The following is a 26,150-nucleotide window of genomic DNA, read 5'->3' as shown; positions in this document are numbered from 1 at the left end:
CACTGCTTAACTCAGAACCTTCCGGATATACCCAACTTTACGTCCACAGCCAGTCATGTTGACTATCCTTAATACCCTAAGCGGTAAAACAAGGAGATTCGATATGGCTTATCAGACAGTAAATCCTGCCACTAACCAGCTCATCAAAGAATACCCCTCACATACCGACGCGGATATCGAAGCGGCGCTGAAGGCGGCCGATGCGCTTTACCATTCGGAATGGGCGAAAGGCGACATCAGCCAGCGCCTGCCGGTGCTGCATAAGCTTGCCGACCTGATCGACGAGCGCGTGGAGGATCTGGCAAAAATCGCCAGCCAGGAGATGGGTAAGCTCATCGAACAGAGCCGCGGCGAGGTGAAGCTGTGCGCGCAGATCGCCCGCTACTACGCCGACAACGCGAAGCAGTTCCTCGCCCCGGTGAAGTACGACTCTGAACTTGGGGAAGCGTGGGTGGAGCATCACCCTATCGGCGTGCTGATGGCCGTCGAGCCGTGGAACTTCCCGTACTACCAGCTGATGCGCGTCCTGGCACCAAACCTGGCGGCGGGTAACCCCGTTATCGCCAAGCATGCCAGCATCGTTCCGCACTGCGCCGAGACCTTTGCGCATCTGGTGCGCGAGGCGGGTGCGCCGGAAGGGGCGTGGACGAACCTGTTTATCTCGTCCGAACAGGTGGCGAATATCATCGCAGACGATCGCGTGCAGGGCGCAGCGCTAACCGGCTCCGAAAAGGCGGGCAGCGTGGTGGCCGCGCAGGCGGCGAAGCACATTAAGAAATCGACCCTCGAACTGGGCGGTAACGACGTCTTCGTGGTGCTGGACGACGCGGACCTGGATAAAGCGGTTAAGATTGGCGTGAATGCGCGGCTCAACAACGCAGGGCAGGTTTGTACCGCGGCGAAGCGCTTTATCCTGCACGAGAAAATTGCCGACGCGTTCCTCAGCAAATTTACCGAGGCGTTTAAGCAGGTGAAGATTGGCGATCCGCTGGACGAGAGCACCACGCTGGGGCCGCTCTCTTCCAAAGATGCGCTGGAAACGCTGACCAAACAGGTTAACGAGGCGGTGAAAAACGGTGCCACGCTGCACTTTGGCGGCAAGCCGGTGCAGCGCGACGGGAGCTTCTTCGAACCGACGATCCTGACGAATATCTCCCGCGATAACCCGGCGTACTTCGAAGAGTTCTTCGGCCCGGTTGCGCAGATGTACGTGGTGAAAAACGACGACGAGGCGGTCGCGCTGGCGAACGATTCCCACTACGGCCTGGGCGGGGCGGTGTTCAGCCAGGACATCGAGCGCGCGAAGGAAATGGCGTCGCGGATCGAGACCGGGATGGTGTACATCAACTGGCTCACCGATACCGCAGCAGAGCTGCCGTTCGGCGGCGTGAAGCGTTCCGGCTACGGACGCGAGCTGTCGGATCTGGGGATCAAAGAGTTTGTGAACCAGAAGCTGGTGGTGGTGCGTAAGTAAGAGGTAATAAAAAAACCTGCCGGTTGGCAGGTTTTTTCAGTTGATTACTGTACTTCGATCTTGTCCCAGCCGCTTTTGAACATGCAGCTGTCGACTAACGTATCCCGGCGATATTCATTCGCGTCTTGAACCGTGTAGCTCGTGGAAATATCCTTTTTCTTGTTCTTTTTGTCCGTTTTTTCCGAGCTCGAACCGGTCACCACGTTATCCGGAGGCAGATCGATCAGGGCCTGCGCTTCGCATTCCGTAAGCTTTTTATTCATCTCAGCGTCGCTCACGCCCGGTTTTACCCATTTGTACTGGACGCAGCCGGTGAGCATCAGCGTGAGGCTCAGAACGCAAAGCGCGGTAATGCGGTGTTTCATCAGAAGCTAACTCCACCGCCGACATATGCGCCATCAATCAGGGTGTGGTTTGGACGACCATCTTTACCGTCAACGCTCACGTGGCGGTAGCCTACTTTCAGCGTAACCGGTTTGATTGGGGTCCAGCTTACGCCGCCGTTAGCTTCAACGTAGTTTTTCACGCTGTTGTTCAGGCCTTCTGGTGCCGCATAGCCTTCGCCATAGACGTGGATGCTGTCGGTCAGCGCAACGTTTACGCCGCCGCCAATCGGGAAGGCCACGCCGTTATCGCCTTTTTTCGGGCCGATGTAGATGGCTTTTGCGCCCGCATTCAGCATCACCGGGCCCACTTCCAGGTTGTAGCCTGCGCCCACGCCACCGGTCTGGGTACCGTCGTCGGTGTTTTTCAGCCAGTTACTTTCGAGGTAAACACCGGATGAGGATTTGCCCATTTCCAGGTTGAGGTTGGTAAAGTTTTTACCCTGCTCAATGCTGCCGCCCATTGCCAGTGCGGAACCCGAGATGGCGGTCAGTGCAGAAAGAAGAAGAATGTTCAGTTTTTTCATGTTTCGTGCCTCATCATCAAATTAATCTGGGGGCACCTTAACAAGCGATGTTTATGACTGCAAATGTGATGCAAATCGACTTTTCATGCTGTAATTGTTAATTCTTTTATATTTATTTGTAACGCTTAAGTTGGGTTGTCGGTGTGTCAACGCGCAAATTTCAGATGTTGAGGAACAGTTTAATTTTTTGACTAAACGAAATCTGAACGAGGCAGGGATAGTGATTTGAGATGCATTAATTGCGCTTCTAATAATTTCCAATTCCATTTCTAAAATCACATAAAAAAACAAATTTTTACATTTTTATGGTCATTATTCGTTCAGATGTCCGGCCACGTTTCCTTTCCATGTCATTTTTCTGACACGTTTGTTCATTACGTTGTGGGCTTCACTTTCCGGATGCTAACAATATGAAAAGAAAAATCATTCCTGTGCTTATCGGCTGTACGCTCTCTTTCTCTGGCCTGGCGGCGCAGCCCACGGCTGAGCGCTATGTTGTCAGCTTCCCTGACGGCTCACACGTGAAATACAGCGGCGCGTTTGCCGGTACGTTTCCGAATGGACTCCCGGTAGGGATTGGCTCCGGCCTGCTGTTTACGGGCAAGCAGGGCGATGCTCTGACCTTCGCGACCGTGACCGATCGCGGTCCTAACGCCGATGCGCCCAAAATGGGTAAAAACGAAGCCAAAATTTTTGTCACGCCGGATTTCGCGCCGCTGCTGATGACCATCCGCGTTCAGAACGGCAAAGCGGAGGCAACGGATGCCCGCCCGCTGCATGATGATAAAGGCGAGATTAACGGCCTGCCGCTGCAAAGCGGCGTGATTGGAGCCACCAACGAGGTGGCGTTCAGCGATACCCTTAAAATTCTGAAGGGTGACAACCGCGGACTGGACACGGAAGGCATCACCCCGGACGGCAAGGGCGGCTTCTGGCTGTGCGACGAGTATGGCCCGTTCCTGATTAACGTCGACAGCAAAGGGAAAATTCTGGCGATCCACGGGCCGCAGGCGGCGGAAGGGGAAAAATCCATCGCGGCCGGTCTGCCAAACGTTATTAAATGGCGCCAGCCGAACCGGGGCTTTGAAGGCCTGACCCGGATGCCGGACGGGCGGATTATCGCCGCCGTGCAAAGCACGCTGGATATCGACGGTAAGAGCAAAAAGCAGGCGCTGTTTACGCGTCTGGTCAGCTTCGACCCGGCGACCGGGAAAACGGCGATGTACGGCTACCCCATCGACAGCGCGGCCTACAGCAAAAACAGCGACGCCAAAATCGGCGACATCGTGGCGCTGGACGACCAGCACATCCTGCTGATTGAACAGGGTGAGGATAAAAATGACGCGATGCGTAACCTTATCTACAAGGTGGATCTCAGCAAGGCGAGCGACCTGACCGCTTTCGACAAGCCGGGCGAGTACCCGGAGTTTGATGATGAGAAAACCCTGGCGCAGCGCGGCATTACCCTTGCTGCAAAAACGCAGGTCGTCGATCTGCGCGCGCTGGGCTGGAAGCAGGAGAAGGCCGAAGGGCTGGCGCTGATCGACGGCAAACGGCTTGCGGTGGCGAACGATAACGACTTTGGCGTGAAGGTGGCGATGCAGCATCCGGTCGAGGGCAAAAAGCTCAAGGACTATCGGGTTAACGAGGAAGGCAAGCTGACGCTGGATGATAAACCGGTGGAAACCACGCTCAGCGTGAAGCCGCTGAAGAAGCCGGAGTCAGAGAGCGAGCTGTGGATTGTGACGCTGCCGGAGGCGTTGAAATAATTTTACCCCTCATCCTAACCCTCTCCCCAAAGGGGAGAGGGGAAGCAAGGCGGTTATTTCTTCAGACCCGCAAACGCTGCCCGAATCTCCTCCTCCGGCAGCTGGATACCAATAAACACCATCACGCTATGCGGCGCTTCATCGCCCCACGGGCGGTCCCAGTCGGCGCTGTACAGGCGCTGTACGCCCTGAAACAGCAGGCGGTTCGGCTCGCCGTCGATCCACAGCATGCCTTTGTAGCGCAGCAGCTTGTCGGCAAACGACAGCAGCAGGTTTTCCATTACCCGCGAGACCTCGCTGATGTCCACCGGATAGTCCAGCTCCACCACAATCGACGCCACGTCGTTTTGCTTGTCTCCCATAAAGTGGAAGCGCGGTTTCGTGGTGACGTTCTCCTCCAGCATAAAGCCGTTGGTGTTAAACAGCTGGGATAGATCGATATCGCCATGCGTCACCGTATAAATCGGCGCGCGCGAGTTGATGCGCATCAGGCGCTCGCGGAGTTTTTCGCTGTCGCCTGCCACGTCGGTTTTGGTCAGCAGAATGCGGTCGGCGTAGCCTACCTGAGACTGGGCAATGGTGAACTGGTTCATCTGCTCGTCGGCGTGGACCGCGTCTACCAGGGCAATCACCCCGTCCAGCAGGTAGCGCTGGCAAAGAATATCGTGCGAGAAAAAGGTCTGAATAATCGGGCCGGGGTCGGCCATGCCGGTGCACTCGATCACCAGGCGGTCGAAGCCGATGTCACCGCGATCGCGGCTGTCGAGCAGGTCCAGCAGGGCGTCTTCCAGCTCGTTAGAGCGGGTGCAGCAGATGCAGCCGTTGGTCAGGGTTTTGATTTGCGTGGCGCGGTCTCCGATTAATTGATCGTCAACGGAGACTTCGCCAAATTCGTTTTCGATGACGGCGATTTTGAAGCCGTGCTGCTCGTTCAGGATGTGGCGCAGCAGGGTGGTTTTACCGGCGCCGAGGAAACCGGTCAGCAGGGTAACGGCAATCGGGGTCATGGTCTCTCCTTTAGCAGCAGCGGACGCCGCCTTCTCCACTTCCGCCGTAGCGCGCTTCCTGACGCTCGCGGAAGAATTCGGTGTAGGTCATGTACGGCTTATCCGGATGGTTGGTCTTCATATGCTCAACGTAGTTGTCATAGTCCGGAATGCCAATCAGCATCTTCGCCGCCTGACCGAGGTATTTTTTTGCTTCGCCTAAGTTACCAAACATTGAGGGTTCCAGATAGAAGAAGCCCGGAGGCGTGCAGCGATCCGGGCCTACAGTGACAGGTTTAATTAATGGTGTGAAGAGGTCTTCACGCCGCCTTCCGGCACCGGCACGTACGGGGTCTCTTTATCCGTACGGCCTTCGGTGTTGCGCACTTTCATCCAGGTTTTGATGCCGTAGAAGATAATGCTGTACACCACCACCAGGAACAGAATGCTTAGACCCGCGTTGGTGTAGTTGTTCACCACGATATGGTTCATGTTAGCAATCTGCTGCGCGGTCAGATCCGCGCCGCCTGCTGCAATCTTCTCTTTGTACTGGTTAGCCATGAAGAAGAAGCCTTCCAGCTGCGGGTTGGTGCTGAACAGCTTCAGGCCCAGCGCCCAGGTGGTGCAGAGCAGCAGCCACAGCGCAGGAACCACGGTCACCCAGATGTATTTGGTGCGCTTCATCTTCACGAGGACGACGGTACCGAGCACCAGGGCAACGGCTGCCAGCATCTGGTTAGAGATACCGAACAGTGGCCACAGGCTCTTCACGCCGCCGAGCGGGTCGACAACGCCCTGATACAGCAGGTAGCCCCACAGGCCTACGCACCCGGCAGTACCCAGAACACCCGCTACCAGAGAGTCGGTTTTCTTCAGGAACGGCACGAAGTTGCCCAGCAGATCCTGCAGCATGAAGCGGCCCGCACGGGTACCGGCATCCAGCGCGGTGAGGATGAACAGCGCTTCGAACAGAATACCGAAGTGGTACCAGAAGCCCATGTCCGCCCACGGCAGCACTTTGTGGAACACGTGTGCGATACCCACGGCCAGCGTCGGCGCGCCACCTGCGCGGTTCAGCACGGACGGTTCGCCAATGTCCTTCGCGGTCTGCATGATCTGCTCAGGCGAGATCACGAAGCCCCAGGAGCTGACGGTCGCCGCCGCGTGTGCGCTGGCCTCTTTCAGCTGCGCCATGATCAGCGCGGTATTTTCCCCGCCCATCTCATGCAGGTTTGGCATGGTGATGCCCAGACCCGCCGGTGGAGTGTTCATCGCGAAGTACAGGCCTGGCTCGATAATCGAGGCCGCAACCAGCGCCATGATCGCCACGAAGGACTCCATCAGCATCGCGCCGTAACCGATAAAGCGCGCGTCGGTTTCGTTAGCCATCAGCTTCGGCGTGGTGCCGGAGGCGATCAGCGCGTGGAAGCCAGACACGGCGCCGCAGGCGATGGTAATAAACAGGAACGGGAACAGGGCGCCTTTCCACAGCGGACCGGTGCCGTCAATGTACTGCGTCACTGCCGGCATTTTCAGCTCAGGGTTGATGATGACAATCCCGATCGCCAGCCCGACGATGACACCGATTTTCAGGAAGGTCGCCAGGTAGTCGCGCGGAGCGAGAATCAGCCACACCGGCAGCAGGGCGGAAACGAACGCGTAACCGATCAGCGCGAAGGTGATGGTGGTGTCTTTAAAGGTCAGCGCCGGGCCCCAGTACGGGTCGTGCGCAATCACGCCGCCGAAGTAGATGGAGGCGACCAGCAGTACGATACCAATGACCGACACTTCACCCACGCGGCCTGGGCGCAGGAAGCGCATATAGATGCCCATGAACAGCGCAATCGGTACGGTAGAGCAGACGGTGAAGACGCCCCACGGACTTTCGGCCAGCGCTTTCACCACGATCAGCGCCAGCACCGCGAGGATGATGATCATGATCAGGAAGCAGCCGAAGAGGGCGATAGTGCCCGGCACGCGGCCCATCTCTTCTTTGATCATCTCGCCCAGCGACGAGCCGTTACGGCGCGAGGAGATAAACAGCACCATAAAGTCCTGCACCGCACCCGCCAGCACCACGCCCGCCAGCAGCCAGAGCGTACCCGGCAGGTAGCCCATCTGGGCGGCCAGCACCGGGCCGACCAGCGGGCCCGCGCCTGCAATGGCGGCAAAGTGGTGACCAAACAGCACGTAGCGGTTGGTTGGCACGTAGTTCAGACCGTCATTGTTAATGACCGCCGGGGTGGCGCGCGTCGGGTCGAGCTTCATGACCTTCTGCGCGATGTACAAGCTGTAGTAGCGATAGGCCACAAGGTAGACGGAAACCGACGCGACCACGATCCACAGGGCGCTGACGTGTTCGCCCCGGCGTAATGCGACAACCGCCAGACAAAAAGCGCCGAGGATCCCGAGTAAGGCCCAGGGCACGTGCTTAAGTAGTTTTTTAGTATCCATAGAAAGACCTGGTTTTTTATGTAAAGAAAAAAGGGTCAGGGTTCGTTGTGAGGAGGTATTGATTAATGCTGGAGCGATCGTGCCAGATCCGCGCGCGCGTAAAGGACGGTAAATGAGTGAGTGGTTGAAAGTGATGGGTGAGCGGTCAAAGGACGCGGCGAGTGGTTCAGGCTCGCCGCTGGTCGGGGAAATTATGTGATTGAGATCACGTGGTTTTCCGGGCTGCGCTCCATCGACAGGTAGCTTTCCAGCGTCTTGATGAGCTTCTCCTTCAGCCAGCTTGGCTCCAGGATCTGAATATTCGGCAGCCAGTAGAACAGCAGCGGCAGGATCTGGTTTTCGTGTGCCGCCTGGCAGCGCAGCGTGACGCCGCCGCGCCGCTCCTCCAGCAGCTCCTGTTCCGGCAGGAGATCGCGGCGCAGGAAGTAATGTGAAATATTATCCTTAATGAATATTTTCACGGTGAAAGTAGTTTCGGACACCCACGGGTCGAGGCTTTTTTCCAGCAGTTCCCGAACATTTTCATCAGGAGTAAAAAAGGTTTTTTGAACATCAAACCAGCTAATCTGGCTTAATGAAAAGGATTTCAACCGGCTATTTTCGGTAGCTTGTAAATACCATATATTTTTTTTGTTAATGAGTTTATAGGGATTAATCAGACGTGTTTTACCCTTATAAACGATCTGACAGACATTATGGTTCTTAATCGATTTCTCGATTTTCGCTAAATGGCGGCGGATATCACGCTGCACCGTGTGCTCTGCGTCATTACCGAGGATAAGAATATGGTTTTCGTCGACGCGCGCCTCCAGCTTTTGCCAGAAGTCCGTATTTCTTTCAGGGAAAAAGTTATCGGCATTCAGGAAGTTAGCCAGAGCATGATGTAATCCCTGCCCGCCGGGAGATTGGGCGGAGTGGATCAGTCGATATAGCCCGTTACCGGTATGTTCAACAATGGGCGAGAGCGCATTTAAATCCCGGTAGACGGTACGCTCGGTAATTTTAAATTTCTCCATTAGCGCACTGCGGTTTACCACCCCGTGTAAATGTAGCTCAAGGAGAATATCGACCAGACGTTCAGCCGAGCGGCTCCGCGTCGTTTTAGCCATAAGGTCTTCCTGTATATTGGGTATGCGCTGAACAATGCAAAAGCACTGACCGGAGATGTCAGTATTCAGGCACAGAAAATTTCTCTTATGGATATATAACGGCGTGATTTAGCGGAAACCTTAGGAATTTTTGTAGAAAGCGGCGCTAGCCCGAAAAAAGGCCAGCGCGAGGGGGATCACACGACGGCTTCCATCTCCATCATCACCGGGTGGAAACGGCGCTTAAAGTAGATCAGGCCGTGTCCCGCGTCACTCAGGATGATGTTTTTCACTTCGACAAGATAAACCAGATGCGTGCCGATGGTTTGCACCTGGGTAATCTCGCCTTCCAGGCTCGCCAGCGCGCCTTTCAGCACCGGCTGCCCCAGCGGGCCTTTCTGCCAGCAGGAGAGGGCAAAGCGCTCCTCCATTGCCATCCCGGTCATCCCGGCGAAGTGGCGGGCCATGATCTCCTGCTCGTGGTTCAGCACGTTGACGCACAGCCTGCCGTTGCCCTGAAAGACCGGGTTCATGGCGCTGTTGGCGTTAATGCAGACCATGACCGACGGTGGGGTATCCGTCACCGAGCAGACGGCGGTGGCGGTAATGCCGCAGCGTCCGGCGTCGCCCTCGGTGGTGACCACATTGACCGCCGCCGACAGGCTGCTCATTGCGTCGCGAAAACGCAGGCGTTGTTCATCTGAATGCATTGTAACCTCCCGCTGCGCTATTTCAGCAGCTTGTCGAGCATGTTGATATCGCTGTTGTTGTGCAGGTGCGGCACGGTCCAGCCGTGCTGGTCGTACTCGGACATGCAGCGGTCGACCATTGCCATCATCTTGTCCATATTTCCGGAGCTTTGCGCCTGACGCAGGCATTGCAGGCGGATCTCATCCTGGCTGCCGGAGTAGTTGATTTCGTACAACTCGTGACGCCCCCCAAACTCGCTGCCGATGGCGTCCCACATCAGTTTCAAAATCTTGATGCGTTCGACGTGATCCATTCCGTTGGAGCCGCGCACGTACTTCGCCAGATACTGGTCGATCTGCGGGTTATTCAGGTCCCGCGCGCTTGACGGCAGGTAGATCAGCCCGGAGGTCACGTTACGTTCGATGATGTTCTTGATCTTCGCGTAGGCCATCGGGGCCATCACGCGGTAGGTTTGCAGCGCCGCGTGGTCCGGCAGGTACGCGCCGTTCACCCACGGCGTGGCTTCGGAGCACATGGAGTCGCTCAGCGCCCAGAACATATTGCGCCAGGCAACTACTTCACCGAGATCCGCCTGCACGCCGCGGAACTCAAGGGTACCGGTGCACTCCAGGGATTTCTTCAGCAGGGCGGTGATGAAGTCGAGCTTCACCGCCAGACGCACGCAGGCCTGAAGCGGGTACATGCGGGCGAAGCCGCCCTCCATCGTCCAGCGACGGCAGCGGTCGAAATCGCGGTAGATCAGCACGTTTTCCCACGGGATCAGCACGTTATCCATCACCAGGATCGCGTCGTTCTCGTCGAAGCGGCTGGAGAGCGGGTAGTCGTACGGGGAGCCGGTTGCGCCTGCCACCATCTCATACGAGGCGCGGGAGATCAGCTTCACGCCTTCGGCATCCATCGGCGCGACGAACATCAGTGCGAAGTCCGGGTTTTCGCCCATCACCTGCGCGGAGCCAAAACCGATCATGTTGTAGTGGGTCAACGCCGAGTTGGTTGCGACGACTTTCGCACCGCTGACGATAATCCCGGCATCGGTCTCTTTCTCCAGCTTGATGTAGACGTCCTTCACCTCGTCCGCCGGCTTGTGGCGGTCGATCGGCGGGTTGACGATGGCGTGGTTAAAGTACAGGCCGGTTTCCTGAATGCGGGTGTACCAGCTGCGGGCGTTCTGCTCGAACTGACCGTAGAAAGCCGGGTTAGCACCGAGCGCGCAGCCGAACGCCGCTTTGTAGTCCGGCGTGCGCCCCATCCAGCCGTAGCTCAGGCGCGACCACTCGGCGATGGCGTCGCGCTGCTGGCGCAGGTCGTCGGCGCTTTTCGCCACGCGGAAGAATTTGTGGGTGTAGCCGCCGCTGCCGGTGTCGGTGCCCCAGCACAGCGTGTCCTGCATATCCGGCTTGTGCAGGGCGTCGTACATCTGGGCGATGGACGCCGCCGCATTGCGAAACGCCGGGTGGGTGGTGACGTCCTTAACGCGCTCGCCGTAGATATAAATTTCGCGTCCATCCTGCAGGCTTTTTAAATACTCTTCGCCGGTTAACGGACGTTTGGCATCTGCGCGGAAATCTTCAGGCTTCATAGGGACCTCGTATCGGAAGATGATTGTTAAATTTATGTTTTGTTTTTGTTGTTTAATTGAAGCGTGAGAGGGGCGGAACGTGAAGGGACGTTTGGGACAACGGCGGGTACTTTTCGGGCGGGATTGGGATTTGTGATCTGTGCGGGTTTTTGGCGGGTGGCGCTGCGCTTACCCGCCCTACATACCGCGATGCGCTCAGGAAACCGGTACTTTCTGCGCCCGATACGCGCTGGGCGAGCAGCCCGTCAGGCGATTGAAAAACCGGGCGAAATAGGCTGGATCTTTAAATCCCAGCTGCCAGGCAATCTCGCTGACCGCGCTGTCGGAAAACAGCAGCAGGCGCCTGGCCTCGCGCAGCTGCCGGTCGAAGATCAGCCGTTTCGGCGAGCGGTTGGCGAAGCGGCGGCAGATGTCCGTCAGGCGGGATTCGGTCAGGTGCAGTTCGCTGGCGTATTCCGGCACCGTCCAGTGCTGGTGGTAATGGGTGTCGATCAGCTGGGTAAAGCGCTGGAACAGCTTCAGCTCGCCGCGCATCCCGCTGGCCGCGTGGTCGTCGAGCTTCGCGTTGCGCAGCAGCAGGGTAAATACCGCCTGCGCCAGCAGGACCAGCGTATGCTCACGGCCCGGCAGCTGCTCCGTGGATTCCCGGGCAATGAGCTGCCAGTAGTGCTTCAGCGCCGCCAGTTCGTCAGGCTTGTCGGCAAGCGACAGACAGATCCCCGGCAGGCCGAACGCTTCCCGCGTGCCGGGGTAGAGCACCTCCAGCAGCGGCCAGATGAGATCCTCGCGCACCGTCAGCACGTGCCCGTCGCTGTCGGATTCGGTGATAAACGCGTGCGGCACCGACGGCGGCGTCAGCACAAACAGCGGCGCCTGCACCGAATAGCGGTGGTCGTCGAGCTGGAGCTCAATCTGCCCGGTGTCGAGAAAGTGCATCTGAAAGTACTGGTCGTGACGGTGCGCCTGCATGTCGCGGCCAAAAAAGGCCGCCATGCGGGCGAACGACTGATAGTGCACGTCGTCGGTGCCCAGACTTTCGTCGTACTCCTTGCTGATATCAATGTTGGCGATAGGGCTCTGGCACATGATCGTTCCTCTGTTGAACCCGCTGCGTCATCGGGATGCGCGTCAGCACCAGCGCGCCGACCACCAGCAGACCCGCCACGAACCACAGCCCGGAGCTGAAGCTGCCGGTCGCGTCGCGCAGGATCCCAATCAGCAGCGGGCTGACGGCGGATCCGACGTTACCGATGGCGTTGATCACCGCCAGCGCCACCGCGCGTGACTGCAGGCTAATAACCTGGTCCGGCGTGGTCCAGAATATCGCCATGGCGGTAAACGATCCGGTTGAGGCCATGATGATGCCAAGCAGCTGGATCAGGCTGTGATCGGTCGCGGAGGCCAGCATCCATCCCGCCGCTGCAAACAGGTACGGCAGGATGGTGTGCTTTTTTCGCTCTTTCAGCCTGTCGGAGCGGCGGCTCCACCAGATCATCCCGAGGATGGTACAAAACTGCGGGATCGCCGCCAGCAGGCCAATCACGATATTGCTGCTGCCGGTGTTGAAGCTTTGCAGGATCTGCGGCGTCCAGATGTTGATCGCGCTCAGCGTATTGGTCAGGCAGAAGTAGGCCAGCGTGTAGAGCAGCACGGCGGGCGTAAGCACCTCGCGCAGCGTCGAGCGCGGCGTGACGGATTGGGCGATGGCGACCTCCTGCTCGCGCGCGATCATCGTTTTCAGCGCCTGCTTTTCGTCTTCATCCAGCCAGGTGGCCTGATCCGGCGTGTCGTTGAGGTAAAACCAGGTCACCACGCCGAGCACCACCGACGGCAACCCCTCCAGCAGAAACAGCCACTGCCAGCCCTTCAGGTTCCACAGCCCGTCCATCGCCAGAATATACCCGGAGAGGATCGAGCCAAGCATCATGGTCACCGGCATGGCGATCATAAACAGCGCGTTGGCGCGGGCGCGGTGATAGGCCGGGAACCACCAGGTGAGATAGACCAAAATCCCTGGCAGGAAACCGGCTTCCGCAATGCCAACCAGCATGCGCAGGACGTAAAGCGTTTCGGGGCTGGTGGCGAACATGGTGCAGGTAGAGGCGATGCCCCACACCACCATGATCCCGGCGATCCAGCGGCGCGCGCCGACCTTCGCCAGCATGATGTTGCTGGGGATCCCGCACAGCACGTAGGTGACGTAAAACAGCGTCGCGGCCAGGCCAAACATGGTCGACGTGAGGCCCAGATCTTTGCCCATCGTCAGCCCGGCAAAGCCGATGTTGATGCGATCGAGAAACGAGAAAACAAACAGGATAAAGAGAAACACGATCAAACGACGGAACAGCTTATTTATTGCGCGATGTTCTACATCTTTATTATGCAGGGTTGAGGTCGTCATGTTGCGCTCCACATCGTGCGTTTAGTAGACGGATTTATTGTTATCAACTGCTGTGGTGACGTCGGTAAAGCGGGCCGCCAGCGCTTCGGCGCTGCGGGCGAGCAGGGTGGTATCCACACCGACCGCCACAAACAATGCGCCGAGGCCGAGATAGCGTTTCGCCAGCTGTTCATTCGCCATCAGGATGCCGGGCGCTTTGCCCGCGTTGAGGATCTGGGCGATCGCCTGCTCAATGGCGGCCTGCACCTCCGGGTGCTGCGGATTGCCGGCAAAGCCCATATCGGCGCTCAGATCCGCCGGGCCGATAAACACGCCGTCGACGCCTTCCACGTCCAGGATCTGCGGCAGGTTTTTCAGCGCCTCGCGGGTTTCGATCTGCACCAGCACGCACATGGCGTCGTTAGCCTGATGCAGATAGTCCGGGATGCGGTTCCAGCGCGACGCGCGCGCCAGGGCGCTGCCGACGCCGCGGATGCCCCCAGGCGGGTAGCGGGTGGCGCTTACCGCCAGCCGCGCCTCGTCAGCGTTTTGCACCATCGGCACCAGCAGGGTTTGCGCGCCTATGTCCAGCAGCTGCTTGATCTGCACCGGATCGTTCCACGACGGGCGCACCACCGGCTGGCTGGGATAAGGGGCGATAGCCTGAAGCTGAGTCAGGATGGTCTGCACGCTGTTCGGCGCGTGCTCGCCGTCGATCAGCAGCCAGTCAAAACCGGCCCCGGCCAGCAGCTCTGCGCTGTAGCTGCTGGTCAGCCCCAGCCATAAACCGATTTGCGGGCGGCCCGCCTTCAGCGCCGCTTTGAATGCGTTTTGCATGGTCGCCTCCTTATACAAAGCGACAGCTGATGGAGCCCATGTTGCCGTAGTCAACATGGAAGGTGTCGCCTCTGCTGGCGGCAACCGGACGGGTAAACGAGCCGCCGAGGATGATCTGTCCGGGCTCAAGCTGCACGTCGTACGGCGCGAGCTTGTTCGCCAGCCACGCCACGCCGTTCGCCGGGTGGTTAAGCACGCCTGCGGCGACGCCGGTCTCTTCGATCACGCCGTTGCGGTAGAGCAGGGCGGAGATCCAGCGCAGATCCAGCGCGTCGGGCTTAATCGGACGACCGCCGAGGATCACCCCGGCGTTGGCGGCGTTATCGGAGATGGTGTCGAACACCTTGCGCGGGAGCTGGGTCTCCGGGTCAACGTTGTGGCAGCGGGCGTCGATCAGCTCCAGGGCGGGAATGACGTAATCCGTGGCGTTGTAGACGTCGAAGATCGTGCAGTTCGGGCCGCGCAGCGGTTTTGCCAGCACGAAGGCCAGCTCCACTTCGATACGCGGGACGATAAAGCGGTCAACGGGGATGTCGCTGCCGTCGTGGAAGAACATATCGTCCAGCAGCGCGCCGTAGTCCGGCTCGCTAATCTGCGAGCTGGCCTGCATCGCTTTCGAGGTGAGGCCAATCTTGTGGCCTTTCAGCACGCGGCCTTCGGCAATTTTCAGGCTCACCCATTCGCGCTGTACGGCGTAGGCGTCTTCGATGGTGATCTCCGGGTACTCTAGCGAGATCGCGCGGATCTGCTCCCGGGACTGTTCCGCCTGATGCAGGCGCTGGGCGATCAGGGTATGGGTGTGTTTGTCGAGCATGGTGATATCCTGTTTTTGCCGGGTGGCGCGTAGCGATCCCGGCCTACGATGTACGGTACGGGGCGGTGTGCGCTCGCTATTTAAACAACGCGTGCACGTTGTTCTGCTTGTAATTGAGCGTCGGGTGCAGTTCGTCGAGCTCAAACGACAGCGCCAGATAGCGCTCCGCCATCAGCGCCGCGAAGTGGGTTTGGATCAGCGCAAACAGCATCTCCCCCACGGCTTCCCGGCTCTCCAGGCTGCGCCCGGCGCCGATCTTCAGCGTCATATGCACAAAGGCGTAATCATGCTTACCGTCCGCCATCTGCCAGGTGTCCAGCCAGTGGGCGCGGCTGCGGATGCCGCCGAGCGGGAAGATGCCCGTGGCGGCCAGCGCCTCGTTCACTTTGGCGAACAGCCCCGGCAGGTCGGCCTGCGCGCGGATGTTGTCGGTACATTCAGCAATAAAGTGCGGCATAACGACTCCTTATGCGGGCAGCGGGAAAACGGCATTGACCTGGCCGGTGCCGGAGCTGGCGAACAGCTCGGTGAGAAACTCCACCTTGCCGTCGTATTTATCCCAGCCCAGCATCCCCAGCAGCATCACCGTGTCGTGCATGTTCCCCTCGCCGTAGCAGTAGTCGGCGTACTCCGGCAGCATGCTGCAAAACTCTTTAAACTGGCCTTCGCGCCACAGCTTCACCACCCGCTCGTCCATCTGACGGTCGAACTCGCGGGTGTAGCTGTTCATCCCTTCTTCCGCACGCTGGTCGTCGATAAAGCGGTGCGAGAGCGAGCCGCTGGCGAGTACCGCCACGGTGCCGTCGTACTTTTCGATGGCGCTGACGATGGCCTCGCCCAGCCTGCGGCTGTCGGCGAAGTCGTGAACCGTGCAGAACGCCGAGATGGAGATCACTTTGAAGTGCTTATCCGCGTTCATGTAGCGCATCGGCACCAGCGTGCCGTACTCCAGCTTGAGGCTCGGGATGTTGTGCGCCTTGGCGCGCACGCCGAGCTTCACCGCTTCGTCGGCGATCAGTTGCCCGAGCTCCGGGTTGCCGTCGTAGTCGTAGGTCATGTCGCGGATAAAGTGCGGCAGCTCGTTGCTGGTGTAGACGCCTGAAAAATGATCCGCACAGTTGATGTGGTACGCGCTGTTCACCAGCCAGTGGGTGTCGAACACGATGATGGTGTCCACGCCCAGTTCACGGCAGCGCTTGCTGATCTCTTTATGCCCGTCGATGGCGGACTGGCGGCAGCCGTGGTTTTTCCCCGGCAGCTCGGAAAGATACATCGACGGCACGTGGGTGATTTTTGCCGCTAACGCTAGCTTGCCCATTGTCAGATCCCCCATTTTGGAATCGGATGGTCGCCCATGGAGATGCAGACGTTCTTCATCTCCGCGAACACTTCAAAGCTGTACTCGCCGCCCTCGCGGCCGGTGCCAGAGGCCTTCACGCCGCCAAACGGCTGGCGCAGGTCGCGCACGTTCTGGGTGTTCACGAACACCATGCCCGCTTCAATGCTGCGCGCCAGGCGCAGCACCTTGCTGACGTCCTGGGTCCAGATGTATGACGCCAGGCCGTACTCCACGTCGTTCGCCAGGCGCAGGCCTTCCGCCTCGTCCTTAAACGGCAGCAGGCAGGCCACCGGCCCGAAGATCTCCTCCTGCGCCACGCGCATGCGGTTGTCGACGTCCGCCAGCACCGTCGGGCGCAGGAAGTTGCCGCCTTTCAGGTGTGCAGGCAGATCGACCGGTTTGTCCGGGCCGCCCGCCAGCAGGGTGGCGCCTTCCTCAATGCCGAGGCGGATATAGCCGGAGACTTTCTCCCAGTGCTGCTGGCTGATGAGCGCGCCAATCTGGGTGTTCGGATCGGTCGGATCGCCCACGCGCAGGCGATTGGCGCGTTCGGCGAAGCGCTTGACGAACTCCGGGTAAATGCTCTGCTGGATGAAGATGCGCGAGCCCGCTGTGCAGCGCTCGCCGTTGATGGAGAAGATGGTGAACAGCGCGGCGTCCAGCGCGCGCTCGATGTCCGCATCTTCAAAAATCAGCACCGGGGATTTGCCGCCCAGCTCCATGGAATATTTCTTCAGCCCGGCGTTTTTCATGATGTTGCGCCCGGTGGCGGTGCCGCCGGTGAAGGAGACAGCGCGCACGTCGTGGTGGCGCACCAGCGCGTCGCCTGCCGTCGCCCCGTAGCCCTGCACCACGTTCAGCACGCCCGCCGGAATGCCCGCCTCCAGCGCCAGCTCGCCCAGACGGTCGGCGGTCAGCGGCGAGAGTTCAGACATCTTCAGTACCGCGGTGTTGCCCAGCGCCAGGCACGGCGCGACCTTCCAGGTGGCGGTCATAAACGGCACGTTCCACGGCGACACCAGCGCGCAGACGCCCACCGGCTGCACCAGCGTGTAGTTGAGCATTTTGTCGTCGACCGGGTAGGTTTTGCCGTTCATCTGCTGGCACACCTCGGCGAAGAACTCGAAGTTGTGCGAGGCGCGCGGGATCAGCACATTTTTGGTCTGGTGGATCGGCAGGCCGGTGTCGGCGGTTTCCATGGCGGCGATCTCGGGCACGTTCTGGTCGATCAGATCCCCCAGGCGACGCATCAGGCGCGCGCGCTCCTTCATCGGCATGTTGGCCCATTTCGGGAACGCCTCTTTAGCGGCGGCAACGGCCTGATGAATTTCCGCTTCACCGCCGGAGGCGACTTCCGCTAATACCTCGCCGGAGGCCGGGTTAGTGGTATGGAAGTACTCGCTTCCGGCGACGTTTTTACCGTTGATCCAGTGGTTAATCTTTTTCATTTTGCAGTCTCCTCGCTGACAATCCGGTTCACCAGGCGGCCCACGCCTTCCACTTCCACCACCACTTCATCGCCCGGCACCACGTCGGACAGCCCCTTCGGCGTGCCGGTGGCGATCATGTCGCCCGGCTGTAGGGTCATAAAATCGCTCAGATACGCAATCAGGTAAGGAATGCTGAAAATGAGATCGGCGGTGGTGCCTTCCTGACGCAGTTCGCCGTTGACGAAGGTGCGCAGGGTTAAGTTATGCGGATCAGGAATGGCTTCTTTCGGCACGATGTTCGGGCTGATGGGGGTTAATCCGTCGCGGCTTTTGACCCGCAGGTTCGGGCGGTAGTAATTTTCCAGGTAGTCGCGGATGGCGTAGTCGTTGCAGACCGTGTAGCCCGCGACATACTCCATCGCCTCGGCTTCGCTCACCTTACGCGCGGTTTTACCGATAACCACCACCAGCTCCGCCTCGTAGTGCATGTATTCGATATTGTTCGGGCGCACCGAGGTCTGGTTGTCGCCATTGAAGGTGTTCGGCGCTTTGATAAACACCAGCGGCTCGGTGGGCGGCTTGAAGTCCAGCTCGCTGGCATGATCGGCGTAGTTAAGACCGAGGGCGAACAGCGTGGCGTGTTCAGGCGTGTGGTGGGAAAGGGCAACGTCGCGCTCGTTCACCACCGGGTTTTCCAGCGGCGGGAAACCTTCCGCCAGAATCCGCACGAGATCGCCCGGGCGGATCTCCACGCGGCTTTGCGGCGTGCCGAGCAGGATCGCATCGCCGGGATTGAGGGTGGCGAATTCGCTCAGGGCGCTCAGCAGTTCGGCGGCGCTGCGCTGCAGATCGGCGGTGTTCCAGTGGTCCGCTTCGCGGCCGTTGATCTCGGTGATGATGGTCAGGTTGTCGACGTTATCAACGGCGGCCAGCTCGCCAAGCGGGCAAAAGCCGTCCCGGCATTTGGCCTTAATGGCCGGGCGGTAGAAGCTCTCTTCCGGCAGGCTCACCTCGTTGGCCAGCGCGTACCCGGCGATGTAGGCCGCGGCGTCCTCTACGCGCACCCTGCTGGCGGTTTTACCCACAACCAGCGCCACCGTCGCGCCGCTTAACACCGTTTCCCCCTGCGGGAAAGGAATGGGCTCGCCCGCGCGAATCACCGTGTTGTGCGGTTTGATAAACCACACCGGCGTTTTTGGCGGCGTGTTGTAAGGGGCTTTTTCAAACGCCTCAGCCCAGGCTTCTTGCTGACTCTGGTGGTTCAGCGCGACGGCAAATACGGTACCTTTCATTCACCTACTCCTCACCCCGACGGTCCGGGTTATGATTTCATTAATATGTTAATGATCTGTTTTTATGCTTTTGCTGTTTATTTCGCAATCAGAAGTGAAGAATTTGTGATATGAATAACAATAAATTTACATGTTGGATTTTAATGTCATCTAAATCAGTTGCTTAATAAAACAGAATGGTTTCTGTTAGACTTTCTGGCAGGAAACGTGTTGTTTATAAAAACATCTTTTATGAATCGTTTACTTGTTAATGATGTGAAGGGGAGAGGCTATGCATGATTCATTAACCATCGCGCTTTTGCAGGCGCGGGAAGCGGCGATGTCGTACTTCCGTCCGATTGTGAAGCGGCATAACCTCACCGAGCAGCAGTGGCGCATCGTGCGCGTGCTGGCTGAACATCCGTCGATGGATTTTCACGATCTGGCATTTCGCACCTGTATTCTGCGCCCGAGCCTGACCGGCATTCTGACGCGCATGGAGCGCGACGGCCTGGTGCTGCGCTTAAAGCCGGTGAACGACCAGCGCAAGCTGTACGTGTCGCTGACCAAAGAGGGAAATGCGCTGTACGAGCACGCCCAGGCGCAGGTGGAAGAGGCGTATCAGCAGATTGAGGCGGAATACACGCCGGAGAAGATGAAGCAGCTGACGGCGCTGCTGGAAGAGTTCATTACCCTCGGCAATCGTCACATTGCCGCGCGCGGGGATGAGGAGTAGCTCATCCGCGTAATGCCGCGAGGACGTTGCTGAACAGCTCGGGGAGAGGGGCGTCGTACCACAGGGCGTACAGGTCGGCGGGAATCTGTTCTTCAAGCGTGACAAAGGTGACGCCGGGCCAGTGGATCAGCGCGCAGGTTTCCGGCAGCAGCGCCACTCCCGTGGCCGCGCTGACCAGTGCCAGCACCGTTTGCGGCTCAAAGACCTGCTGGGCAATCAGCGGCTGAAAGCCATGTTCCGCGCAGGCGTCGTATACCTGACGCGCGAAGTCGCCCCGGTTAAAGGAGAGTGAGATAAAGGGGCGCTGCGCCAGCTCCGCCAGCGATACGCGGCTGCGTTTCGCCAGCGGGTCGTTTTCATGCACCGCCAGGCGCATGGTTTCCCGCGAAATGAGCTGGCAGCGGATGTTGACCTCGGTGTTGGGGATGACGTTGCGGTTGATGGCGATATCAATCGTGCGGGCGCGCAACGCCTCTATTTGCTGCTGCTGAGAGAGCTCTGTCAGCGTCCAGTGGACGTTGGGGTACTGCTCGTGCAGCGTCTTAAGCCGGGTAAGCAGTGTTCCCCAGATGGCGCTGCCAATAATGCCGATGTTGATATGCTGTTTTTCACTGCGGCCAATCTGCTGAACGTAGTTGAGGGACTGTTCGGCAGCGCTCAGCAGCCGGTCGACCTCGGCCTTCAATATTTTTCCCGCGTGGGTTAACACGACCTTACGGCTCGTCCGCTCGAAAAGCTCAACCTCGAGCAGGGTTTCAAGCTCTTTAATCTGCATGCTTAGCGGCGGCTGGGAGATATTCAGCCTGGCCGCTGCGCGGCCAAAGTGCAGTTCATCGGCCAGAACCTGGAAGTAGCGTAGCATGCGCATGCGCACGCGGCTGAGGAGAGCAGAATCGTTCATGAGGATGGCTGGTAAGGGAGAGGTTGCCGCCATTGTTGCCATCCTCTCCCTGGTCTGTCAAACCGCGCTGGCGGTTGAGTGATGCAAACGCTCGGCCCGGCTGCGCATAACCGCGCACAGCAGCACCAGAAGCAGGGCAGCGTAGGCGACGGTCGCGGCATTCACCGCACCGTGCAGGCCAAAGCGGCTGTTCACCAGCGACGATACGGTGGCGAACAGCAGCGTGCCGACGGTGCCGCAGGTCAGCAGAGCGGAGATCAGCGTTGGCGAGCTGCGGCTCACCTGCAGCGAACCGTAGCTCATGAGCCCGGAGAACAGGCCAGAGTTAAAGAAGCCAAAGCAGCCGCAGGCAATCAGGATCGCCGTAGTGCTGCCACTGTTGGCGATAAGCGCAATGGAGATCATCCCGACAACCGTGCAGATCAGCAGGAAGGTACGCAGCTTCATAAGCTTGACGGTGAACTGGTTGATGAACAGCCCGGTTGCTTTGGTGACCCAGTAAACGGTTGTAAACAGCGCTGCCTGCTCAGGCTGCATGACGAAGCGCCATTGCAGATAGCCCGGCGTCCACATGGTGAAGATGGGCTCGGCCAGCAGGAACAGAAACAGCGAAAGGCAAATCAGCCATACCGACATTCCCCAGGGTTCAGCCACCGGCGAAGACGCTTCAACGGGTGTTGCCGCTTCTGTCGTCGGAAAGCGAGCGCGCAGCACCAGAACCAGCATCAGCGCACCCAGCGCCCCCATGATGGCATACATCGCCATCCAGCTTGCGCCAAGCTTAAAAAGCCACGCCAACAGGAAGGAGAGCGTTGCCCCGGCAAGGCTAAAGAAGAAATCGGTGAAAATCAGGCTGGCAGAACGGCTTTTTTCATCGGGATTAATGCGCACCACCAGATAGCTGCCGATAGTCATGAAGATCCCGCCGCAGGCCCCCATCAGGGCGACCGCCACGCTAAACAGGGTCAGGGTCGGGTGCGTAAACAGCACGATGCTCACGACGAGGGTGAGCGCGGCGGCGATGGCCAGCGGTTTTTGCAGCCCCCATTTTTTCATCAGCAGGCCGCCGAGCATAATGGGCACAAACATGCCGATGTTCATCAGGGTAAATACCTGGCCGATAAAGCTCGGATCTTTGTTGAAGGCCGCGCACAGCGGGCCGAGGTCCCGAGCGTCGATACCAGCGCGCCGACAAAGTAGTAGCTGAGGTAGGATACGGCGTTCAAACTGCCGCGAGAATAGTTGTTATCAGACATGTGTATTCTCCTGACGGGCACGGATGCCCGTCTGTGGATAACGATCAGCGGTAGTGCTTCACAAACTCGCTGATGAGACGAATAAAATCAACTGTGACCATGGCAGCGCATTTCAGGGTCTGCTCATGGGAAAGTTCAACGTCGCTCAGACCTTCCGCCATGTTGGTAATCGCGGAGACGGCCAGCACGCGCAGGCCGCAGTGGCGGGCAACGATCACTTCCGGCACCACTGACATACCGACGACGTCACCGCCTATTCTTTGCATCATGCGGATCTCTGCTGCCGTTTCGAAGTTGGGGCCAGGGTAGGAGACAAACACCCCTTCATGCAGCGTCAGGCCGAGAGTTTTTGCCGTGGCGTGCAGGCGTTCGCGAAGCGTCTTGTCGTAGGCATTCGCCAGGCTGAAAAAGCGTGGGCCAAAGCGTTCGTCGTTGGGACCCACCGTTGGCGTGGACGGCATGGTATTGATGTGGTCGTTCAGCGCCACCAGCGAACCCGCTGGAATGTCGGTGTTCAGGGAGCCGGCGGCGTTGGTGCAGAGCATGAAATCACATCCCAGCAGCTTAAAGGTGCGTACCGCGTGGGTCATGATGCCCATCCCGACGCCTTCGTAAAAATGCCCACGGCCCTTCATGCAGATAAGGTTGACGCCGTGCAGGCTCCCCATCACCACTTCGCCCGCATGGCCAATGACCGTACTGACCGGAAAACCGGGCAGCTTTTCGTATGAGACAACGGTTTTATTTTCCAGCCTGTCGGCTAACGCGCCGAGACCCGAGCCGAGGATCATCGCGATGCGGGGCGTAAAACCGGGTTTAGCCGCGCGCAGGATTTCAGCGGCTTCAAACGGGGAATCAGTAAAGACGGAACGGGACATAACTACTCCTTGACGGGTTATCTCCTTACATTTTCGGGTGCCGTTGATTGGGGTTCCAATATGATTGGCGGGGTTATTGATATTGTTTTTATATTGATGTGGGCGGAAGGGTAGATATTTCAGTGGGTTAGGAAAAAGCGGGGCCCGCAGCGTCGCAAAATGGGGAGAAGAAATGTGATTGGCTTCACTGTGCGGGTGTGAAACGCGATTGCGCGACTTTTTTGCACGAAAAGAGTGCGTTTTTTGTAAAGTTTTCCCTTATCAGGCCGAAAATTCTGTTATCTGTCTGATGGAAAGAGAAAACATGTTAAACCGTATCAAGATTGTCACCAGCTTAATGCTGGTTTTAGCGATATTTGGCCTTTTACAACTCACATCCGGTGGTCTTTTCTTTAATGCTCTGAAGAATGACAAAGAGAATTTCACCGTCCTGCAAACCATTCGTCAGCAACAATCCACCCTTAACGGGAGCTGGGTTGCGCTGCTGCAAACCCGTAATACCCTGAACCGCGCGGGCATCCGCTACATGATGGATCAGAACAATATCGGCAGCGGCGCGACCGTTAACGATCTGATGCAGATTGCGTCTGCCTCGCTGAAACAGGCGGAAAAAAACTGGGCTGACTATGAAGCCCTGCCGCGCGACCCGCGTCAGAGCGACGCCGCTGCGCTGGAAATAAAACGTAACTACGATATCTACCACGGTGCGCTGGCTGAGCTAATTCAGCTGCTGGGGGCGGGCAAAATCAACGCCTTCTTCGACCAGCCGACCCAGAGCTACCAGGATGGATTCGAGAAGCAGTACGTGAGCTACCTGCAGCAGAACGACAAGCTGTACCAGATAGCGGTTGAAGACAGCAACAGCTCTTACACTCAGGCTATCTGGGTGCTGATCAGCGTGCTGGTTGCCGTGCTGGTGGTGATTGTGGCCGTCTGGCTGGGTATCAAGCAGGCGCTGATCTCTCCGCTGACGCGTCTCATTGACAATATTCGCCACATCGCCAGCGGCGACCTGGTGAAACGCATCGACGTGGAAGGCTCTAACGAGATGGGCGAACTGGCCGACTCGCTGCGTCATATGCAGGGCGAGCTGGTGCGCACCGTGGGCGACGTGCGTAACGGCGCGAACGCTATCTATAGCGGCGCGAGCGAAATCGCGATGGGCAATAACGACCTCTCTTCCCGTACTGAACAGCAGGCCGCTTCACTGGAAGAGACCGCTGCCAGCATGGAGCAGCTGACGGCGACCGTTAAGCAGAACGCCGAGAACGCCCGTCAGGCGAGCCACCTGGCGCTAAGCGCGTCTGAAACCGCGCAGAAGGGCGGCAAGGTGGTGGACAACGTGGTGCAAACCATGCGTGATATCGCGGGCAGTTCGCAGAAAATTGCCGATATCATCAGCGTGATCGACGGCATTGCCTTCCAGACCAACATCCTGGCGCTGAACGCGGCGGTAGAAGCGGCGCGTGCGGGCGAACAGGGCCGTGGATTTGCGGTGGTGGCAGGGGAAGTGCGTAACTTGGCCCAGCGCAGCGCTCAGGCAGCACGTGAGATCAAGAGCCTGATTGAAGACTCCGTGGGACGCGTGGAAGTGGGGTCAACGCTGGTGGAAAGCGCCGGTGAAACCATGGGTGAGATCGTGAACGCGGTGACCCGCGTGACCGATATCATGGGCGAGATTGCCTCTGCGTCCGACGAGCAGAGCCGCGGTATCGACCAGGTGGGCCTGGCGGTGGCAGAGATGGACCGCGTGACCCAGCAGAACGCCTCGCTGGTAGAAGAGTCAGCCGCAGCGGCGGCGGCGCTGGAAGAGCAGGCGAGCCGTCTGACGCAGGCCGTGGCAGTGTTCCGCATTCAGCAGGAGCAGATGAAGGCGCGCGAGTTCGCTGCCGCGAAAAGCGTTGTCGCGCCGGTGATGTCGCGTAAAGTCGCGACGGCGGACGCGGGCGATAACTGGGAAACGTTCTGATCCAGCGCGTTGTGCCGGGTGGCGGCTACGCCTTACCCGGCCAACGGAAGCTTGTTGTAGGCCCGGTAAGCGAAGTGTATGACCGGATACATAGGTGACAGATCAGACCGGGAACATAGGTAACACTTTTAGTCTATCCGGAGCACACTCTGGGTTTTTCGGTCATAGTACGCAAGCGTTATTCCGTTAAAGATGATGGCCTCAAGGCCATCATCTTGTTCTTCCAGCATGATGTACTCATCAGTCAGCGCTTCACTCAGGAACACCGTCCCCTTTTTCCCCATATAGAGTGTCCCCCTCGATTTCACTCTGTAGACCGTTCCTCCTGACGGATAGGCATAGTCAGGAACACGGCCATCCCACTGTCGCTTCGAGGGTTGCCACACCGTTCCGGGCGTTGCACCCGCCAGGGCTTCATGCGGTCTTTCATAGTTAAATTCTTTCCGGTAGTCACTGAACCACCGCTGTTGTTCTTCCATCGTCATGAAGGTGTTCCCCTGCGCCAGCGCACTTTTCAGGGAACGGTGCATGCGTTCGTGCCGCCCGTTCTCTTCGGGATGGCCCCGGCGGATTCGTTCCGGTCTGACGCCCAGCTTTATCAGCCAGACTGCAAGACGACTTAACCCGGCGATACCCGTCCCTGCGAAGGGCTGACCATTATCGGTTCTCAGAACGTCCGGCAGACCGTACTCCAGGAACGCCTCCGTCAGACAGTGCCTGACGAAGGGCTCGCTCTCACGGTCCGTTCCACGGCAGCTCAGCAGATACCGGCTGTGGTTGTCGGTCAGGGTGAAGGGATGACAGTACTCTCTGCTCAGCAGCCTGAACTTGCCTTTAAAATCAGCGCTGCAGACCTGATTGTTCTCACTGATGCTGGTCAGGGGCCGGCGATTCCCCGGCGTTCTGCGCTTTCTCTTTCTGTCTGGTACCAGGCCTTCACGCTTGAGGATATCGCCGACAGTGCTGGCAGCAGGAACGGTAAAATCGACGTGATGATTGAGGAGCCACATCCGCAGTTTTTTCGGGCCCCAGTCAGGGTGTTTCTGACGCAGGGCAGTCAGGTGTCCGACGACCTCATCAGGAACCGTCCGGGAGTGGGAGCGTGGTGCGCGCGACCGGTCAGAGAGAGAGGACAGGTCAGAAGGGTCAAAACGCTGAAGCCATTTGTAGCCGGTTTTGCGGCTGATGCCAAAAAGACGGCAAAGAGCGGAGAAGGAGTCCGTACCTGCATGGCAGGCACGGATAAAATCAAGGCGTTGCATAGGTCGGGTCTCAGTCCAGGGCATAGCGAGTCTCCTCTTCTATGCCAGTTATAACTGTTACCCATGTATCCGGTCTAAAGTGTTACCCATGTTTCCGGTTCATACC

23 protein-coding genes and 1 pseudogene are annotated in these 26,150 nt (G+C 58.5%); 4 read left to right on the top strand and 20 right to left on the bottom strand.

Features of this window, described 5'->3' with window-relative positions:
• The first annotated feature begins 103 nt into the window (after nt 1-103).
• Complete coding sequence (locus ACTJI7_RS15355; RefSeq protein ID WP_048999303.1) at nt 104-1,474, top strand: NAD-dependent succinate-semialdehyde dehydrogenase; 1,371 nt, start codon at nt 104-106, stop codon at nt 1,472-1,474.
• Between the two features lie 44 nt (nt 1,475-1,518).
• Here the strand turns inward: ACTJI7_RS15355 and ACTJI7_RS15350 are convergent, their stop codons facing one another.
• Together ACTJI7_RS15350 and ACTJI7_RS15345 are read right to left on the bottom strand one after the other, a co-directional pair.
• Nucleotides 1,519-1,839: a hypothetical protein gene (locus tag ACTJI7_RS15350; RefSeq protein ID WP_440670775.1), complete on the bottom strand. Its 321-nt coding sequence runs from the start codon at nt 1,837-1,839 to the stop codon at nt 1,519-1,521.
• A complete protein-coding gene (locus ACTJI7_RS15345) occupies nt 1,839-2,384 on the bottom strand; it encodes a YfaZ family outer membrane protein (protein ID WP_028015391.1) in 546 nt (181 codons plus the stop codon). Before ACTJI7_RS15345 ends, ACTJI7_RS15350 begins: the two co-directional genes overlap by 1 nt.
• 410 nt (nt 2,385-2,794) lie before the next feature.
• Here ACTJI7_RS15345 and ACTJI7_RS15340 point away from each other — a divergent pair, with 410 nt between their 5' ends.
• Entirely contained in the window at nt 2,795-4,153 is a 1,359-nt protein-coding gene (locus ACTJI7_RS15340; RefSeq protein ID WP_440670777.1) for an esterase-like activity of phytase family protein, read from the top strand.
• 53 nt (nt 4,154-4,206) lie between these two features.
• On the opposite strand, the gene yjiA is transcribed toward ACTJI7_RS15340, so the two are convergent.
• The 14 genes from yjiA to hpaG form a co-directional block, all read right to left on the bottom strand.
• On the bottom strand, nt 4,207-5,160 hold the full coding sequence (gene yjiA / locus ACTJI7_RS15335; protein WP_236327743.1) for a GTPase: 954 nt from the start codon (nt 5,158-5,160) through the stop codon (nt 4,207-4,209).
• 10 nt (nt 5,161-5,170) lie between these two features.
• Complete coding sequence (locus ACTJI7_RS15330) at nt 5,171-5,374, bottom strand: YbdD/YjiX family protein (protein ID WP_003856610.1); 204 nt, start codon at nt 5,372-5,374, stop codon at nt 5,171-5,173.
• A 65-nt stretch (nt 5,375-5,439) separates the two neighbouring features.
• Nucleotides 5,440-7,593 carry a carbon starvation CstA family protein gene (locus ACTJI7_RS15325; RefSeq protein ID WP_028015394.1) on the bottom strand — a complete coding sequence of 718 codons (2,154 nt, stop codon included), beginning with the start codon at nt 7,591-7,593 and terminating at the stop codon, nt 5,440-5,442.
• Nucleotides 7,594-7,784: 191 nt separating this feature from the next.
• Nucleotides 7,785-8,702 (bottom strand): helix-turn-helix transcriptional regulator, encoded by a 918-nt coding sequence (locus ACTJI7_RS15320; RefSeq protein ID WP_048957191.1) that lies wholly within the window; start codon nt 8,700-8,702, stop codon nt 7,785-7,787.
• Nucleotides 8,703-8,878: 176 nt separating this feature from the next.
• On the bottom strand, nt 8,879-9,391 hold the full coding sequence (locus ACTJI7_RS15315; RefSeq protein WP_041911318.1) for a 4-hydroxyphenylacetate 3-monooxygenase reductase subunit: 513 nt from the start codon (nt 9,389-9,391) through the stop codon (nt 8,879-8,881).
• A 17-nt stretch (nt 9,392-9,408) separates the two neighbouring features.
• Nucleotides 9,409-10,971 carry a 4-hydroxyphenylacetate 3-monooxygenase, oxygenase component gene (gene hpaB, locus ACTJI7_RS15310; RefSeq protein ID WP_059354709.1) on the bottom strand — a complete coding sequence of 521 codons (1,563 nt, stop codon included), beginning with the start codon at nt 10,969-10,971 and terminating at the stop codon, nt 9,409-9,411.
• A gap of 195 nt (nt 10,972-11,166) precedes the next feature.
• Entirely contained in the window at nt 11,167-12,057 is an 891-nt protein-coding gene (gene hpaA / locus ACTJI7_RS15305; protein WP_440670782.1) for a 4-hydroxyphenylacetate catabolism regulatory protein HpaA, read from the bottom strand.
• On the bottom strand, nt 12,029-13,372 hold the full coding sequence (gene hpaX / locus ACTJI7_RS15300; RefSeq protein WP_045631051.1) for a 4-hydroxyphenylacetate permease: 1,344 nt from the start codon (nt 13,370-13,372) through the stop codon (nt 12,029-12,031). Before hpaX ends, hpaA begins: the two co-directional genes overlap by 29 nt.
• 21 nt (nt 13,373-13,393) lie before the next feature.
• Nucleotides 13,394-14,188: a 4-hydroxy-2-oxoheptanedioate aldolase gene (gene hpaI, locus ACTJI7_RS15295; RefSeq protein ID WP_440670784.1), complete on the bottom strand. Its 795-nt coding sequence runs from the start codon at nt 14,186-14,188 to the stop codon at nt 13,394-13,396.
• A 10-nt stretch (nt 14,189-14,198) separates the two neighbouring features.
• Nucleotides 14,199-15,002: a 2-oxo-hept-4-ene-1,7-dioate hydratase gene (gene hpaH / locus ACTJI7_RS15290; RefSeq protein ID WP_440670786.1), complete on the bottom strand. Its 804-nt coding sequence runs from the start codon at nt 15,000-15,002 to the stop codon at nt 14,199-14,201.
• Between the two features lie 76 nt (nt 15,003-15,078).
• A complete protein-coding gene (locus ACTJI7_RS15285) occupies nt 15,079-15,459 on the bottom strand; it encodes a 5-carboxymethyl-2-hydroxymuconate Delta-isomerase (RefSeq protein WP_248225359.1) in 381 nt (126 codons plus the stop codon).
• Between the two features lie 9 nt (nt 15,460-15,468).
• Complete coding sequence (gene hpaD / locus ACTJI7_RS15280; protein ID WP_041911312.1) at nt 15,469-16,320, bottom strand: 3,4-dihydroxyphenylacetate 2,3-dioxygenase; 852 nt, start codon at nt 16,318-16,320, stop codon at nt 15,469-15,471.
• A gap of 2 nt (nt 16,321-16,322) precedes the next feature.
• On the bottom strand, nt 16,323-17,789 hold the full coding sequence (gene hpaE, locus ACTJI7_RS15275) for a 5-carboxymethyl-2-hydroxymuconate semialdehyde dehydrogenase (RefSeq protein WP_440670788.1): 1,467 nt from the start codon (nt 17,787-17,789) through the stop codon (nt 16,323-16,325).
• Nucleotides 17,786-19,063: a 4-hydroxyphenylacetate degradation bifunctional isomerase/decarboxylase gene (gene hpaG, locus ACTJI7_RS15270; protein WP_440670790.1), complete on the bottom strand. Its 1,278-nt coding sequence runs from the start codon at nt 19,061-19,063 to the stop codon at nt 17,786-17,788. Before hpaG ends, hpaE begins: the two co-directional genes overlap by 4 nt.
• 271 nt (nt 19,064-19,334) lie before the next feature.
• On the opposite strand from hpaG, the gene hpaR reads away from it, so the two are divergent.
• Nucleotides 19,335-19,778 carry a homoprotocatechuate degradation operon regulator HpaR gene (gene hpaR, locus ACTJI7_RS15265; protein WP_063942918.1) on the top strand — a complete coding sequence of 148 codons (444 nt, stop codon included), beginning with the start codon at nt 19,335-19,337 and terminating at the stop codon, nt 19,776-19,778.
• 1 nt (nt 19,779) lies between these two features.
• On the opposite strand, the gene ACTJI7_RS15260 is transcribed toward hpaR, so the two are convergent.
• The 3 genes and pseudogenes from ACTJI7_RS15260 to xapA form a co-directional block, all read right to left on the bottom strand.
• Complete coding sequence (locus ACTJI7_RS15260; RefSeq protein WP_063942991.1) at nt 19,780-20,679, bottom strand: LysR family transcriptional regulator; 900 nt, start codon at nt 20,677-20,679, stop codon at nt 19,780-19,782.
• 57 nt (nt 20,680-20,736) lie between these two features.
• Nucleotides 20,737-21,935 (bottom strand): annotated as a pseudogene (gene tsgA, locus ACTJI7_RS15255) (MFS transporter TsgA).
• A 44-nt stretch (nt 21,936-21,979) separates the two neighbouring features.
• The gene (gene xapA, locus ACTJI7_RS15250; RefSeq protein WP_440670793.1) at nt 21,980-22,813 is read right to left on the bottom strand and encodes a xanthosine phosphorylase; all 834 of its coding nucleotides are present in this window, start codon (nt 22,811-22,813) and stop codon (nt 21,980-21,982) included.
• A gap of 304 nt (nt 22,814-23,117) precedes the next feature.
• Between xapA and tsr the strand changes: the two genes are divergently transcribed.
• Nucleotides 23,118-24,782 (top strand): methyl-accepting chemotaxis protein, encoded by a 1,665-nt coding sequence (tsr, locus tag ACTJI7_RS15245; protein ID WP_440670795.1) that lies wholly within the window; start codon nt 23,118-23,120, stop codon nt 24,780-24,782.
• 128 nt (nt 24,783-24,910) lie between these two features.
• Here the strand turns inward: tsr and ACTJI7_RS15240 are convergent, their stop codons facing one another.
• On the bottom strand, nt 24,911-26,068 hold the full coding sequence (locus ACTJI7_RS15240) for an integrase core domain-containing protein (protein WP_440670797.1): 1,158 nt from the start codon (nt 26,066-26,068) through the stop codon (nt 24,911-24,913).
• Between the last annotated feature and the right edge of the window lie 82 nt (nt 26,069-26,150).

Origin of the sequence: Enterobacter sp. 22499 (assembly GCF_052044815.1) — a bacterium.
GTDB lineage: Bacteria > Pseudomonadota > Gammaproteobacteria > Enterobacterales > Enterobacteriaceae > Enterobacter > Enterobacter bugandensis.
Note: the sequence above shows the minus strand (reverse complement) of the source record. Positions and strands in the feature narration are given on the sequence as shown.